The 15,422-nt window shown below is 59.8% G+C and carries 8 protein-coding genes and 8 pseudogenes; 3 read left to right on the top strand and 13 right to left on the bottom strand.

The genetic code is table 11. From position 1 onward, the window contains the following. Nucleotides 1–139: 139 nt before the first annotated feature. The 5 genes and pseudogenes from ACXX9E_RS29705 to ACXX9E_RS29685 form a co-directional block, all read right to left on the bottom strand. A pseudogene (locus tag ACXX9E_RS29705) lies at nucleotides 140–1,301 on the bottom strand (branched-chain amino acid transport system II carrier protein); the annotation flags it as partial. A gap of 355 nt (nucleotides 1,302–1,656) precedes the next feature. Continuing rightward, nucleotides 1,657–2,507 (bottom strand): annotated as a pseudogene (locus tag ACXX9E_RS29700) (succinate--CoA ligase subunit alpha); the annotation flags it as partial. 124 nt (nucleotides 2,508–2,631) lie between these two features. Next, nucleotides 2,632–3,475: pseudogene (locus ACXX9E_RS29695) on the bottom strand (ATP-grasp domain-containing protein); the annotation flags it as partial. 292 nt (nucleotides 3,476–3,767) lie between these two features. Further along, nucleotides 3,768–5,151: pseudogene (locus tag ACXX9E_RS29690) on the bottom strand (oxidoreductase dimerization domain-containing protein); the annotation flags it as partial. Further along, nucleotides 5,138–5,323, bottom strand: a complete 186-nt coding sequence (locus ACXX9E_RS29685; RefSeq protein ID WP_458556795.1) for a hypothetical protein — start codon at nucleotides 5,321–5,323, stop codon at nucleotides 5,138–5,140. The pseudogene ACXX9E_RS29690 and the gene ACXX9E_RS29685, both read right to left, overlap by 14 nt. A 47-nt stretch (nucleotides 5,324–5,370) precedes the next feature. Between ACXX9E_RS29685 and ACXX9E_RS29680 the strand changes: the two genes are divergently transcribed. After that, complete coding sequence (locus tag ACXX9E_RS29680; protein ID WP_458556773.1) at nucleotides 5,371–5,568, top strand: hypothetical protein; 198 nt, start codon at nucleotides 5,371–5,373, stop codon at nucleotides 5,566–5,568. Here the strand turns inward: ACXX9E_RS29680 and ACXX9E_RS29675 are convergent. Next, nucleotides 5,547–6,008, bottom strand: coding sequence for a hypothetical protein (locus tag ACXX9E_RS29675; RefSeq protein WP_458556772.1), 462 nt, complete (start codon nucleotides 6,006–6,008; stop codon nucleotides 5,547–5,549). The two genes, ACXX9E_RS29680 and ACXX9E_RS29675, sit on opposite strands and share 22 nt — an antisense overlap. 47 nt (nucleotides 6,009–6,055) lie before the next feature. Between ACXX9E_RS29675 and ACXX9E_RS29670 the strand changes: the two genes are divergently transcribed. After that, on the top strand, nucleotides 6,056–6,448 hold the full coding sequence (locus ACXX9E_RS29670; RefSeq protein ID WP_458556771.1) for a hypothetical protein: 393 nt from the start codon (nucleotides 6,056–6,058) through the stop codon (nucleotides 6,446–6,448). 5 nt (nucleotides 6,449–6,453) lie between these two features. Here the strand turns inward: ACXX9E_RS29670 and ACXX9E_RS29665 are convergent. From ACXX9E_RS29665 to ACXX9E_RS29640, 6 genes and pseudogenes are all read right to left on the bottom strand, one after another. After that, nucleotides 6,454–9,146, bottom strand: a pseudogene (locus ACXX9E_RS29665) (thiamine pyrophosphate-dependent enzyme). Nucleotides 9,147–9,444: 298 nt separating this feature from the next. Next, a pseudogene (locus ACXX9E_RS29660) lies at nucleotides 9,445–10,098 on the bottom strand (2Fe-2S iron-sulfur cluster-binding protein); the annotation flags it as partial. A 502-nt stretch (nucleotides 10,099–10,600) separates the two neighbouring features. Further along, on the bottom strand, nucleotides 10,601–10,720 hold the full coding sequence (locus ACXX9E_RS29655) for a hypothetical protein (RefSeq protein ID WP_458556793.1): 120 nt from the start codon (nucleotides 10,718–10,720) through the stop codon (nucleotides 10,601–10,603). Then, nucleotides 10,708–10,896 (bottom strand): hypothetical protein, encoded by a 189-nt coding sequence (locus tag ACXX9E_RS29650; RefSeq protein WP_458556794.1) that lies wholly within the window; start codon nucleotides 10,894–10,896, stop codon nucleotides 10,708–10,710. The genes ACXX9E_RS29655 and ACXX9E_RS29650 overlap by 13 nt, the downstream gene beginning before the upstream one ends. A gap of 63 nt (nucleotides 10,897–10,959) precedes the next feature. Continuing rightward, complete coding sequence (locus ACXX9E_RS29645; protein WP_458556770.1) at nucleotides 10,960–11,175, bottom strand: hypothetical protein; 216 nt, start codon at nucleotides 11,173–11,175, stop codon at nucleotides 10,960–10,962. 150 nt (nucleotides 11,176–11,325) lie between these two features. Beyond that, complete coding sequence (locus ACXX9E_RS29640; protein ID WP_458556769.1) at nucleotides 11,326–11,952, bottom strand: FAD-binding protein; 627 nt, start codon at nucleotides 11,950–11,952, stop codon at nucleotides 11,326–11,328. Between the two features lie 915 nt (nucleotides 11,953–12,867). Here ACXX9E_RS29640 and ACXX9E_RS29635 point away from each other — a divergent pair. Further along, nucleotides 12,868–14,114: pseudogene (locus ACXX9E_RS29635) on the top strand (citrate/2-methylcitrate synthase). 922 nt (nucleotides 14,115–15,036) lie between these two features. On the opposite strand, the pseudogene ACXX9E_RS29630 reads toward ACXX9E_RS29635, so the two are convergent. Next, nucleotides 15,037–15,422 (bottom strand): annotated as a pseudogene (locus ACXX9E_RS29630) (sodium:solute symporter family transporter); the annotation flags it as partial.

The raw sequence follows: 15,422 nt of genomic DNA, 5'->3' as shown, positions 1-15,422 counted from the left end.
GGTTGGCTCAGGGAAAAAGACGCCTGCCTCACGCACATAAAATTGCCGTCTCGTTTGATGAGCATTGTAAGCGTAGAGCCCGCTCTGGCGGCGACGTCAGCAACGGCTTCGCTGCGCTGCCACGGCGATCGCAACCGCGCGACACGGTCATCACGCACGGCACCAGCCGCGCCCGGCCCTGCTCGCTCGGCAGGTCGGACGAGTTGCGACGGCATCCGATCAGCAAGACCAGCACCTTCAGTGCGTCGATCATGCCGAACACGAACAGCACCAGCGTCACCGGACCAATGATGCGGCCAGTGCCGTCCCAAAAGTCTTTGCGGCTCGGCGCCCGCCGGCGCGATACACGCGGGTCGATCACGGTCAGGACCAGGATGGAAGGCGATCAGCTTGGTCAGGCCCAGGTTCGACACCCGACGGCGGACGCCGCCAATCGTCGCCAGGGTCTTGTCGGCAGATGGCAGCACACCGCTGAAGTCGCACAGGCGCAGGTCGGACCAACCACCGTGACCAGACGCCACGAAATCAGTACGGCAAGGAAACCGCTGCCAACGAAACCGAAGATCTGACCATCAGCATCCAAGACCACAGCGCATGGTGGCGCAACAGCCGCTCGTCGCTGCAAACCGTCCGACGGCTGGCATGCACCAGCGCCAGACCCGCGCCGGCAATGAGCCCAGCAATAATGGCGTAACGGTGATCAACGCTGGCAATTCGACGCCGCGAGCGGATGGCGTTCACGATGACGATGCCGATCCCGGCGCACCCAGGTATCCAGTCAGGTGACCATTGAAGCCCTGGGAGAACAGGCGCGGCGACGTTCTCTGGCGTGCCTTGACCGATATCACCAGCCGGCAAGGCGAAGGCAGCGATGCCCAGACGGCCAGTGCAATGATCTTGGCGCGCGAAACGTCAGCGGTGTGGCAACAGCGGTACGACGGTGGAGCACCGACAAGAAGTACACCAGCTGTGCGAGGAACAGCGCAGCAGGCTCTCGCCGGTCGCGCGCCAGGCCGACTTCGAAGGACACGGTCGCGGTACACAGCATGGCGGACAACGGCCGACTCCGGCTCGCGCCGGCGAGATACCGCACGACCTTGCCGATAGGGCTGCTCAGTACGTCCATGACCGACCTTCGCCAGCGCAACAACGATGATGAACCAGCAGGCCGACTGCCGTGACCGCAGAAAGCCCCACGCCGTCCGGACGTGAGCCCCGAGCCTACAAACCGAGACGATCGGCGGAAGTGATGTTGCCGGCCGAACGAGAACAGGCAGATGTCGTTCGACCAGTGCCAGGATGTCCTACCTTCGAAAAACTCATTAAGGAAACACCCACACTCTGAATCGGAGTTTGAGGAATTCCCTGTGGGTCCGGGAAATACTGTCGGTCCGTATACATAACCGTTAGCGCGTACATACCTTGTGGGCGGCAGACGCAGATGGCTGCTGGCCTAACGACTGTCTGAGCAAACGCCTTGTTTGAGGCGGACTCTGCGTGCGCGACGTTTCCGTGTCGCGTTTATGTATGAAAGCAGCCGCAGCTGCCAGTTTTAAGCGACAGCGTTCTTGCACTAGCGGCTTTCACTAGACTGCTCTTGAACGACAAAGGCCACCGGGAGGTCGCCTGCCTGGTGAACGTGGCTGAGCCGGGCTTCTTGGCGGCCAGACCGGTCGGCTCGGCCAGGGCCTTGCCGAGATGTCTGCCAGCGGCGCACGGTTTGCACCGGCGTCTTGCAGTGCAGCCGAAGCTCTCGTCTTGCAGTACCTTTCCGCCGAGATGATTCCGCCAGCATGGCCCATGCACTTGCCCCGCGAGAGCAGCGCACGGCGATCAGAAAACGACCACTCGTCACGTGTGCCTGATGTCGGCGGCCGCTTCTTCTTCAGCCGAACCACCGATCTTCACGATCATCACGATCGCTTCGGTCTTCAGGTCTTCCTCAAACATTCAGGATGTCGATGAACTGAACCCGGATCGGGTCACCGCCGATGCCGACGCAGGTCGACTGACGAAACTTCAGCGTCAGTAGAGACTTGTTAACAGCTTCATAGGTCAGGGTGCCGGAACACGAAACGATGCCGACCTTGCCTGGCAGTGATGTGACCTGGCATGATGCCGATCTGCATTCGCCTCGGTGGATCACCTCGGCGGTACGGCCGTAGGACTACGCCCCGGCTCGTCGCTTGACTTTGACGTCCAGCATGTCCAGGGTGGGAATGCCTTCGGTGATGCAGACGATGGCTTCGATGCCGCGATGCCGCTTCCAGTCGAGTCCTTGCAGAAAGACGAACATGATCACGCTGGCGGTAGCGCCAGTGGCCGCGACTGCGTCTTTGCGGCGGTCTGAACACTGGCAGACCCAGGTGCTCGGTGCGGCCTTCCCGTACGCCGCCGACCGTCTTCGTGCGTTTCGATGGCTTGCTGGGTGTCGAAACTGCTGCGGAACCCGGTGATTACCTTCGCGGTGCGAGCTTGCGTGTCTTCTTGATCAGGACACTCCGTATTTGCCTGCAGGCTTTTGACTGGCAGCAACTCGGTCGGGCTGGTAGCAGCGATGATGTTCAACCGCTCTGCGGTCTTGACGCCCAGCAGCGTGTTGGCGACAACAGTTCAGGTCGCGCCGACTTACTTCACGGCGCCGATGATGCCTTCGGCGATCATGTCGCAGCGAACGATGCCGCCGAAGATGTTGACCAGTACTGCAGCGACGTTGGTGTCGAACAGAATCATCTTTCAACGCTTCAGTAACACGTCCTGACGTCCACCACCTCGTCGAGGAGTTCGCTGGCTTGCCGCGTGCAGGTTCATGTCCATGGTTCCATGGCCGAACCGCGCCGTTGACCATGCGGCCGATGTTGCCTTCCAGGGCTACGTCATGAACTTGGCGGCGTGCGTTCGCGCACCGATCGTCTTGCGACGATCTGGTGGAAGCTTCAGCGGCTGACGGTAGTGGCGTCGCATGATGATCTTCGCGTGCAGCGATCTGCAGTACGCCAGTCGCCTGATCGCCGGCGACCGCTTCCAGCAGCGCCAGGTCATAATCCTGAACAGCTTCGCCAAGACCTACGAAGATCTTGGCGAACTCGGCAGCCTGCTTGCCTTCCAGACCCAGCTGGAATCCATCGCGCCCTGGAATGGCTGAGCGCCAACCAGTGGATCGAATAGTGGCTTTCAAGATTTTTCTGGAGTGTCATGAGCAATTTTCTCGATGTCCACGCCTTCGGTGGAAGACCATGAACACGTACAACAGGCTCGAACGGTCAACGACGAGCACCCAGTACAGCTTCACGATCAGTGCACCGATTCAACCAGGGTGGTGACAGGCTGACCATCGTCGGTGACCAAGGTCACCAGACACTGCCCAGCCACTGCTGTGCAAAGGCTTTCCGCATCTTGTTGCTGCGGACCGGCGCCGCCGCTTACCGCGACCACCGGCGTGAACCTGGGCTTTGACAACAGGCTCGTTGCCGCCGTTTGTAAGGCTCTGCTGCTGCTCCAGGGTGCTGCTGCATCACCCAGTGGATCTGGCCAGCCGTGTCGGCGAACAGCTGCTTCCTGATCTGCGTGAGGTTCATGCTACCGTCTTCGTAGGTACTGTCGCCGTTCGGCGCTGCGCTCTTGATGAGTGCCGCGCCGCCTGTGACTGCTGCTTGCGTAGCCTTCCCAGGTACCGTAGGCTCGGCAACTGTCGTACAGCGGCAACCCGCCGTAGACTTGCTCGCAAGGCTCACGACGGCCGTTACCGCCGTGGTTTCTTGTTGTGTGTGACGCTTGCGGTTGGCGATGTCAATCGCACCATTCACAGCCAGGGCGGCTTCATCCAGAGCTTCGGACGGGGTCGGAATCCAGAGAACCATCATCCAGTCTCAGCGCTGATCCAGTTCCATACCAATCGCGCCCTGCTGAACCAGTACTGCAGCGCTCGACGATCACGTGCACACCCAATACGCATCGTCTTGGCATCAGCGATGACCTTGACGAAGACCACGGTATTCATGACAGCCATCGGCACGCAGAAGCGGCGAACGGGAAGGTGCCGACGCTTCAGCTTGGACGCCTTCAGCTTCAAGGCCTGCTCAACTGCCCAACCCCGGCGCCGTTCCAGTGGTCTCGATGACCGGCAGGATCAGGTCATAGTTCATCTGGGCTTTGTGGCCCTTGATCAGCTCGACAACCATGATGCCTTCTTCGGATGCCTTGTGCGCCAGCATCATGCCGCGACCACGTGGCCGATGGCGGACGCCGAGTACGGTGACAGCGCATGATCGTCGACGTGCGCGACCAGGCGCTGGTCCAGGTTCGCACCGGCTGTTCGGCTCCAGCAGTACATCGTCACCGGATCAGCGACCAACGGCTACCATCAGCTTGTCGAACATTGATCGTTGTCTTTCACATGGCATCGGTATAGTTCACCGCGTTCATCACGTCACTTTGGGACCGGTACGCAGCGCCCAGCTTAATGTCCGGACCCTGTTGGTACGGGTTTCATCGCTCCTTGGAAGCAGCGATCTACCGCTCCATCAGGAAGGTGTCCAGCTTTGCAGGACCATCGCTGGCCAGCGCGACCAGACCGAACCAGTTCCAGACCGATCACGCCCAGCGCCGATCGCCAGACGCTTCGATTACGATTCGAATTCCAGAGCACCAGTCGATACGATCAATGACTTCTCGTCAACCAGAGCAGATGAAATGAATCGAACACAGCCTGGTGCCGGATCGTTTCAGCTTCAATGACTTCGACCGAACCGTCTCGCTTCGTCGACTTGACTTCTACTCAGCCGACGCGGTCCGTCGCCCTGATGAAGGTCACGCCGTTGGCCTGGACGGCGTCGCAACGCCGCCCGGTAGGGTTTCAATGCCGGCTCCGGCCGACCCGTCGCAGCAACCCATCAACTTCACAGTCGGATCCCGTGAACATTGAAGCTCTTTTGTTGTATTTCCAGGCTGTTGCAGCGACCACCTCGAAGATGCGGCCACGGTTGAGCAGGTGCCCCGCCCAGGCTTGCTTCCTTTCAGCAGGTCAGTACTTCTCGATGCAGGCAGTCGTTCAGACCCTGCGCGCCTTGATGGCGGCTACAGTTGACCGCCGCCGGCACCAATGACTACGTCGAATTTTCTGCGACATTCAGAAGTACTACTTGCGGTCAAGCTTGAGCCGCAGCCAGAAAGCTCCAAGTACGATCCGCTCAGTATTGACTTGGCTTGTAGCTGACGCTTGCATTGCTTCAATCTGCGAGCAACAAGATAACCAGATTTCCGACAGTTTCTTGATGGTCACCAGGAAGGTCACAGCTTCTTTGCCATGGATCGACGTGATCATCGGACGATGCCCAGTTGCATCATCGGACGGTCACGACCTGACCGTTGATGGCCGTCGGACGCTGGATGATGTTGTACGTGCAGGATCGCTGCCTACAGCAACTGGATCAGGTCGACGTGGTCGAGTCGAAGGTCACCGTAGATGATGGTGAAGGTTCCACCGGGTCGTTGTCGTCCATCGACAGTTTCATCACGGCTTTTTTGCCGATGTTGATGCCTTCGATTCAGCCCAGGCTCATCAGCTGAGCGTTACGCAGAACCGGTCCCGCCAGACCCTCAGGTCGCTGGAACAGCAGGACGCCGATGTCGGCGTAGCCGTGGTAGACGATGTCGCCGTCGATCAACGCGTTTGACGGCCCGGAAAACGTTCGGCGCTTCAGGTGGCGGCCTTGAACCAGAAGAACAACATGAAGCCCAGGCGTACGCCGATCAGTTCTTCGAGGCAATTTCCCCTTGTCTTCGAACGCAGGCCGTGACTGGTGCATGTCGACTTCGTTGAAGGTCGGCGTCGCCATGTTGAGCAGCTCGAACCAGGACGCTTTGGCCACGGTCGGCGCACGGTTGATCAGGCGCGCGCTTCTCGATGAGATCGCCAGCGGCGAACACCAGGAGCAGCAGCAGGTCGACAGCGGCCTGGCAGGCGCGGACCGAGCCGGAGCGGCTTTCTGGCGCGACGGCAGCGCCACGTCTTCCTTGGTCGCACGCCGCCTTGCCGGTGCAGGCGACGGAAGCGATGTTGATGCCGTTCTTCAGCCAGCTCGGCAGGAGCAGCAGCAGGATCATCTTCACCTTCGGCGAGACAGCCGGGCAGCGGCGGCCGGAGCAGCGGCTCGACCGGCTCGACCACGGCAGCAGCCCGCCTTCGACGATGAAGCCCAGTTGCTCATCGGACCAGGCATCGCCCTACGCCCTGACGATTACACCAGCACGCCATCAGCAGTGGCAACTCCAGTACCGCTTTGTAGAGTACGATGTCGACGATCAGTTCGTCGCGCTCGACGGCGTAGCCCGGTTGCTGTCGCAGTTGGCGACGGTGCAGTCGGCGACCGATTTCCGGGAAAGTGGAGCTGATCTCGATGGCGCGTGTGTGTCGTTCCTCATTCGGTCAGGTGCGCGAAGGCATTGATCAGGTCAACGCATGCTTTGAGCAGTTTCCTGCTGCTCGGCGTGCATGGAGCGTAACAGCGGCTGGGGCAGCAGACCACAGCCACGTATCGAGTACGAGGGTCAAGGTATGATGCTGCGGCCGGTGATCTGGCTGCAGTACAGGCACCCTGGTTCGTCGGCTCTTCCTAGCACCAAACAGCATGCTTCAGCGTTCGTGTCACACGACTTCTTCAGAGTGGTCACCGGGAATCGATACAGCTGCTCAATTCACGCAATAGCAATCTGTTCACGGCCTTCGGCACGCGTCCCAGCAGTGGTGGTTTGAGCCTTCCGCTCGCGACGACGCTCGACCTTTCAGTCCCAGGGCGTCGATTACCAGTAACGGTCTTCGACAACCTTGGCAGATCTTGCAGGGTCGAGATGGCCGGTTCTGGCGCAGCAGCGACTTAGGTGTCAGAACGATTGCGATGGTTGCGCAGCGGCGGTATCGCTGACGACGCAGCAGTCGTAGTTGCGCGGGGTGGTCGGCATGAGCCTGGATGTTGCTGCTGCGCACAGCTGCAGGTAACGCTCAGCGGAGCATGCCGCTGTGCTTCAGGACCCTGACCTTCGTAGCCGTCTGGCGACGGCATCGGTCAGACCACAGAGACGGCCCAGCTTGTGCTCGCCGCTGGTGATGAACTCGTCGATGACGACCTGCACCGTTGGCGAAGTCGCGGACTTCGGCTTCCCAGGTCACCAGCGCGTCGGCGTGGTGCGTAAGTTCGTATTCGAATGCCAGTACCCACTTCTTCCAGACAGGAGCAGTTGCGTACAGTAGAAACATGGCTGACCGTCGTTTACAGGTCTGCAGCGATACAGTACCACATTCTTTCTGGTTGTGCAACACAGCGTGACGGTACAGACGTCCGCGGCCAATGTCCTGACGTCATGCGATAGGGGTCACCTCGAAGCGCCCAGTCACGTTCGCCATGGTTTCGGCGTGACCCCGCGGTGATCGAGCGGCTTCATCTGGTCGGTGTCGTTCAGTCTCGCGACCTGACGCTGGACCACGAAGCTTGCGGTACTTCCAGAGCAGCTTCGAACAGTTCTTGCCGGTCTTCAGATGAAGCGCGTGTTCATCATCGCGCAGTAGGGCATCGCCAGATTGACGCAGATTTCCACGGACGGCTCTTTGTTACGCTCTTTGACCACGACTCCGCCAGCATGCGCGACCATTGTCCAGCGCATTGCGTGCTCGTCGACCTTGGCCTGAACGCGGTCGGCGTCCCGGTAGCCGGCGTGGGTCAGGCGATCAGCGTCAGCTGCCGCGGGTGGTGCGCTGCTTGGTGATCTGCTCGTTGCATCAGCGGTTCGGTGCCGCTTGGCTCGTCGGCCTCGTTGTGGCCGCGACGACGGTCGCGGACCAGGTCGATCACCACGTCACGCTTGAACTGTCGTCGATCATCAATGGCCACTCGGTCCACGAACAACACCGGCTTCCGGATCATCGCCGTTAGTGGAGAATAGACGCCCTGGATCATCTTGGCGACGTCGGTGGCGTGCTCAGTCGAACACCATCCCCAGCGGATTCTGATGGTGGAAACCGGGGCACCGTTGCTGATCACGATGTGCACGCTGCACCGGTCTTGAAGATTCGGTCTGCGACATCTGGAAGGTTCATGACCACACCCTGACCTCGAACGTCGCCGTCGATGAAGATCAGCAGCACCTTCTTCACGGTCAGCGTCGTTACGACGATGCCTCGACGGGCACGACGAACCTTCGACCGCGGAGACGATTGCCAGTCGAACAGGTTGAACACCATGCGCAGGGTGAACTTCACCGCAGCGGATCATCACGTTGGACGAGGAGCCCTGGTGCATGCTGACGTCACCGGAACCCCAGCTGGACCTTCTCTTGCCTTCGAACTTCGTCGAACAGCTCAGCGACCTTCCCGAAGGTGTTGACCAGGAGAACGTCGGTGAGGCGGCGCTGCCGATGACGACTACCTTCGTGCCGTAGGAACCGGAGCGCTGGATCAGTTCGTCGAGCATCGAGAAGTCGGGCTTTCGCCGCCTTCCAGCTCAGAACGCTTCGTGCCCGGGTATTTCGTACAGGTATTTACAGCCTTCACAGCGGTCACGCGCTTGAGCAGTCGCTCTTGATGTGAGCGGTACGTCGGACGACCGCGCACGCTTTCCAGACACTGCTCGAACCACTGGCGCTGCTCGGAATCGTCGATATGCGTCGATTCAGGCGCGATGGTGCGGATGTGCTCCTGGACGCTCATAAAGTCGCGTAGGACCGCTTCCTCTTGCCGATGAACAGGTCGCCGGCGCGGAAGGTCGTATCGAGATCAGCATTGGTCGACCGTGATGATGATCAAGCAGTTCTCCGGGTCCAGAGCACCTGCACCGATCCCCAGCAGATTCAAGCTCGGCTGCCCTGGTGGCCACGCATCAGGTGGGCCTGGATCGTCGCAGGCCTTCAAACTCTTCTCGTGTTCACTGCTCACGCTGCAGCGGAAACTCGGTTCGGCGCGCGCTGGTTCCTTGCCAGCGCGCGGAAGTGATCACGTCGAGTACGAACGTCGTGGCAGGTTGCCGTCGGGCAGCGACTCTGGAGGTACGGATGCCGCCGCTACCTGGCACAGCGTGGGTCGTGCGGATCGAGCTGATGAAGCTCTTCCACGTCGGCAGCGTTTTTCCACCTGGAAGGATGGCGCTGTTCCACATGCGCTGGTGCGCGCTTTCTGCATCTGGTCACCTCGGTCCAGGAACACCATCAGCGTGGACGCGGCGAAACTGCGGAAGTTGCCGATCCAGCCGACCGGAACAAGCCACTTTTTCCAGATCACACTGATGGTCCGGGTCCAGCCGATGCCCTGCTTGTCTCATTTCTTCGAGATGGAGCTTGCCACTTGACTACGGCTCTGGTTATAGCCATAACGCATGAAGCCCAGCGCGGCCTCTTCGGTGCGCAGCAACTGCTACGGTTGAGCAGCTCGATGGCGCGCCGCTCGAGAGCGACATGTACGTGACCGATCGCCTTCATCGGGTTCGGCCTTTTCGACATCAGTTTGACACAGGTGGTGATTGCCGGCGGCGGAAGACGCTGAACGGTGGTGGCGAAGCCAGACGCTCGTTGGTCTTCATGCCGCAGCTTGTCTGCCCAGAAGCAGTAGGGCTTGCAGCAGGTCGCGGCTGAACACGGAACTTGTCCAGGTCCAGCCGGAAGAGACGGCGCGAGGTAAGACAGCGGCGCAGCCAGGATGCACTCGTAGGGACCATCGACTTTCACTTACTCAGATGCCGGAACGCTCGATGGCCGGACCGGCGTGTCGTTCTGCAGGTGAGGCTTCAGCCTTCTCATATTGCTTGTGGAAGATGCTCATATGAACAACCAGGTCACGATAACTCAGCAAACCTGGCAGCGACAACGATCAACTTGTTGCCTTTTACGACAGCGACGAGCATGATGCACGCCAGACCATTTGCCGTTGATGTTCATGCCGTCGGAGCCGCAGCACCTTCACGGCAAGAGCGACGATCGAGGAGCCCCTCGTCCTGCTCTGATCAGCCAGCACGTGCAGCACCATCAGGTCTTTTCCACGGTATCGACCTCGAGACCTGCATGAGACGGCACAGCGTCCTGATCAGGTGTAACGATCAACACTGACTCCGACATCGGCGCCGATGCCACCCTTCAATCATGCCGGACTTCAAGTTCGGAAACTCGAACAGTCTTCGGCAGAAGTTAACGGCACGCTGGTGGTTGCGCTTGTCACCGGGGAGTTGCAGGTGGCACAGCCAGTTTTCGATCATCACAGTCTTCAAAGTATTGACCGGCGTGAGCGCACAGGACTGTTTCGTCTTCAGCCGCGATCGCGGTGGCTTCAGCCACTTCCAGCAGGTTTTCCAGTTCCACGCTCTTCGATACGTGCAGTATTCGAACACCTGCGACTATCGTTGATCTTCACGTTGGCGATACGCTTGCGCAGATCAGCCAGCTGACGATACCCTCTTGCATGTCTCACCGGGTCCGGATGCACCGAGAGTTGGTTGCTCATGCAGCCTTGCGGCTCGCGACGCAGGTCGCGACGTCTTCGCCATCGGTACGGCTGTTCAGGCGCGCGTCGGACGCAACGAGCTACTCGATGAGCTGGTTGGCGTAGTTGTTCGTCCGTCGTTCAGCACCTTCCAGGTCCAGGCCAGCAGCACAGCCGAATACCACCAGGTCGAGCGGCAACTGCGCCCAGACGATTGGCACCGTGACCGAATACGCGAGCCACTTCACCTACCGCGAACAGACCAGGATGATCAGCGCCTTCGGCGTATCGGTGATCGCCTCGCCATGAAATGTGGTCGAGACGCCGCCCGTGGTGTAGTGACAATTCGGAACAACCAGAACAGCGCGACCACGGTAGACGTATTGCAGAACGTCTTCGACGATTCGCCAGTGCCTGAGCAACGAGCTGTGCAGCACTTCCTCGCCCAGTGGTCGACTCGTAGTTACATGGTGACCATTCGGACCGCAACCGTACAGCGATCAATTCTTTGACCATCGAACGAGCGACCACGTCACGACCAGCAGCTCAGCGGTTTCGACATAACGCTCCATGAAACGCTCACCGTGCTTGTTGATCAGGGTGACCACCTTGGCCACGGCGACCTTCGGTCGCCGGTGCACCAGCGCCGCGATGCCGGTCGGTGGAACTTGCCACCTCGATGTCTTTGTACCCGCACCGCCAGCGCGCAGTCCCATGCCGACGCCGTCGCCGGTGTTGATCAGGCGTTGGTGGTGGAGGCGTCGTTGACCTGCACCGCCCGGTCGCCGGTACGTGGCCTTGGCACAGATGTAGGTCGCTCACAGTTCGATGCGGATCGCGATCACCGAACGATCGCCTTCCTGGTTTCACAGTCGACGGCGTAGTTCTCGTTCAGGAACATGGTGCATTTCGCTGCCCTGATCGAGGTGCCGCAGGCGCGTGGCCGGTACAGTCGGAGGCTGCGCGAGTAGGGCGGCCTGGCCACCTTTGCCGTCATCCTTGGACTGACCACCGAACGGACGCTGGTAGTACGGCCCTGCTCGGGTAGGCGGAACGGCGGCCCTGGTACAGCTCGAAGCCGCAGCAGGCCTTGCCTTGAGCGCGTGTTGTTGGATGGCGTCCTCGTCGCCGATGTTCGTCGATCCTGACGTATGGTGGTCTGCAGCGCCAGTCATCGTTCGGTCACCGAGACACAATGGCGCAGGTGATGCCGCCTCGGCGGCACCAGTGTGCGAACGGATCAGGAACACTTGGTGGTGCGCCGCGATTCTGACCACCCTGCCACTGCAGCGCAGCACGCATGCCGCACCGCCACCACCGATGATGATCGCGTCGAAGAAGTCGTTCGAATGTCGCCATCGATCAGATCCCCCAGTGCACGCCAGACGAAGTAAGCGAACATCGCGATCCCGCGAACTACCTGGAAAAGGAAGCGTACTTCGTCGCAACTGTACCACGCCATTGGCGTCGGTGATCGTCGCGATGGTCCACATGCCCGACCCAGGCGTTGGCGCCCAGGCGACGAAGGGCCAGCAACTGGAGGATCGCGTCCCGTTGTAGAGCGAACAGGCCGTCCACTGGTCGTCGCCGATGCCGATTCGCTCAAGGTCTCCGATCAGGAGAATGAAAATTCCGCCGCAACAACCGCAGACACACGTTCGCCATCCAGTAGATCAAGCCAAACCGAAGGGTTCGTAACACTGATTTCTCCATATGCCGAACTTCCTGCCAGAACAATGACACCACGGAAATGGCGATGATGATTTTCGAGCCCGCGCGCCTTCCAGCGTCACGATGCCCCTGTCCATGATCATGGCGCGCGCCAGGCTGGCCAGTCATACAGCAGGAGCAACAGGCGGCCATGCTCGAACTGGCCAGCAGGCATCAGCGTAGCTCACTTTCGGCAGAACCTCTTCCTCGGAACCCAGTGCCCAATGCGCGTGAGCATCGAAGCAAGGACCAGAAGAGATAATACGGAACACGAGTGAAGAATAAGACGTAACACAGTGATGGGGAGTTTGATGGTTAACCGGATCTACGGTTTGCAGATTGGCTTCAGGGCAAGCTTTTGGCACTAGAAGCCCTGACGATCAGGGCAAAGTTGTTGGGGGTCCACTGGTCAGGTGACCGCCAGCCAGATTCAACCCCGATGAGAGCAGCCAGAAGCCCTTTGGCGGTCAGTCGCCGAGTCTCGACGGTTGAGCTTAATGACGACGCCGATCACCTACCCAGATCACTGATCCGCAGGTCGTGAAGGCGTAAATGACAAATCAATTTTTCGAGAGTTCACACTTAAAGCCTTCTCGACTCAGCAAAATGACATTCGATTCGCTGTCGTGGTGCAGGCCCTGCGTAAGTATGTACGATGGTTCAAGCATCATCCAAGGCCACATGGCTGACGGAAGCACATGATCATCGAGCGCGGCCCCGTCGAGCTGCCCATTTATCACGGCACCATTCGTCCCGATGCCATCGATGTTCGGGCCTTGACGACCGCGCCCGCTTCACTTTGGACCAGCTTCATGTCGACCGCCTCGTGCGAGTCGAAGATCAGCCTGTGTCGACGACGACGACGGCGTCTGTTGCACGCGGCCGATCGGACGCTGGCTGGAGACGAACTACTGGAAACTGCTGCTGCTGCTCAATGGCGACTGCCGACCGGCAGAACGGAGAACCATCATCAGCACCCGTGAAAGCCGCGCCATGGTTCACAAGCAGTGAACATCTTCAACGAGTTCATCGCGACGCCACCCGATCGCCGTCATCATATCAGTCGCGCCCTCTCGGCCTTCTACCACGACTCCCCCTCAACATCGTAGCCGCAGCATCGTCGAGTCCCGATCCGTCTCGTTACCAGGTGCCGACCCTGGCGGCGATCGTTCGTGCTCATCGAGCAACCCCATATGTACCGCGCGACCAACCTCGACGTTACACAGAACCTGCGCATGATGTTCGACACCATGATCAGAACAATCAGCCCCGGTGCTCGGCCAAGGCCATCGACGATTTCATCCTCCACGCCGACCACGGCCAACGCCTCGACTTCCACCGTGCGTCTCGCACAGCTCCTCGGTGCCCGACTGCCGGTTCGCCTGTCGCCGCGGGTCTCGCCGCACTCGGCCCCTGCCACGGCGGTACGACGAAGGCCGTCTGGACCATGTTCGACAAAATCGTCGATGTCCAACGACAAGTTCATCGCCGAGGCCAAGGACAAGAACAATCCATTCAAGCTGATGGCTGGATTCACCGCGTTACCGGACCGCGACCCTCGCACGAACTGTGATGAAAGACGACCTCAACGAAGTTGCTGAAGGAACTGGGCATCGACGATCCACGAACTCGATGGCCATGCGCCTCGAAGATCGCGCTGACCGACCCGGTCTTCGTCGAGCACTCACTGTATCCGAACGTCGACTTCTACTTCGGGATCATCCTCAAGGCGATCAGCATCCGACAGCATGTTCACATGATCTTTGCACTGGCACGTACTATCAGCTCGATCTGCCACTGGAAGAATGCTCCAGCCCGTACAAGACTGGCATCCGCGCCACTGTGCACCGGCTCGGTCGCGTCAACGTACAAGCTCGAACCGCGGATGAGCTTGTCTTACGATAACGTCTGCAAGGTCTGCCGGCAACGGCCTCTCTTTATATAGGGGCCGTTTTGTTGTTTCAGTTCTTCAGCCTGACACGACTGTGCATATCATTCAGGCGTGTCCGTTTCTGCGGGTGCTTCCCCGCTCGCATTTTCGCTGCTACAGCATCACTTCCAACGCAGAATGCGGCCACAAAGATGACCCGAGAAAGGCTTTTGCCCCGACGACCGGCACCTCGCTGAGGCTCAGTGTTCCCTCGCTAGGTGTCCGTCCGGGCATCGCCTACAACTCTCGCTCACCTCCCTCTCGATGTATGCACTTTTCGCCGCACGGCGCTAGCCTACCCGGTGAACACCTTCGCTCGGCCTGCCCAATCGGGCCGAGATCGGAGCCCAAGCCGATCAAGCCCCTCGCCTCGCCCTCTCCCGGAGGAAGGGGACTGACCCGTGATCTTTGGGGAGCTCGCCAAACGTGGTGCCCTAATTCCCAGCTCTGAGAAGCGACACGATCGACCCCTCCCAGTGGGAGAAGGAACTGAGCCAGTGTTGGAGCTTCTTCGATGTGAATACCGTGGAACTTCAGTTTGACAAGCCCAGAATCGGCTCCTCTCCCTCGGGAGAGGGCTGGGGGCGAGGGCAAGTGCCAACACAGATCCAAGAGCCGACACGCTCACTCCTCGCCGCTCGATGGGCCATTCGTCGCCTGCTTTGATCTTGATCTGTAAGGCGACATCAGAAGGCTCGAGTGGATTGATCCCGGGGTGGGACGAGCAACCCGTGGCGAAGCGACGCAGGCGAGAGGATGACGAAGCAGAACCAGAGGCGCTCGCCGGATCGATCCCGGAGCGAAGGAACCCGAGCCCCAGCGAGCAGCCCAAGTACATCAGCAAGCGTTTTGTTGCTTTAACTGAAAAATGGCGTAAGACGAACCTCCAAGCCGTTCCGCGGCAACAAATGTCACAGCCGATCGCCAATGCAATTGTTCAACCCGGCAGTCGCAGCATCCCCAAAACCATCGAACCCATCGATGCAGACCGCCCACTTCGCCCAACCCAGGTCTCCCGAAGCGCGCGACTGCGGAAGAACAGCGCCGCTCGTTATCCGCAGCCGCCGACTTGTCGGTCATCAAGCCGGATCCCGATGAACAATGATCATCGAACAGCGCCGGATACTGGTCGAGGAAAATCGCCTTCTCGTGATGCAAATTCCGCCAGATCGACCACACCATCGGCCTGCCGCTGATCGGCCCAGCCAGCCGCCGATCATCGCACCACGGGTAGATGAGCTTCTTCCAGTACATGGAGAGCAGCAGCACCAGAAAGTGCAGCTCGCCGCGATGGAGAACACCAGGCCGACCATGAACGCGATC

This window comes from Pseudomonas sp. GNP014 (assembly GCF_054344005.1).
This window is presented reverse-complemented; position numbering and strand designations above follow the sequence as displayed.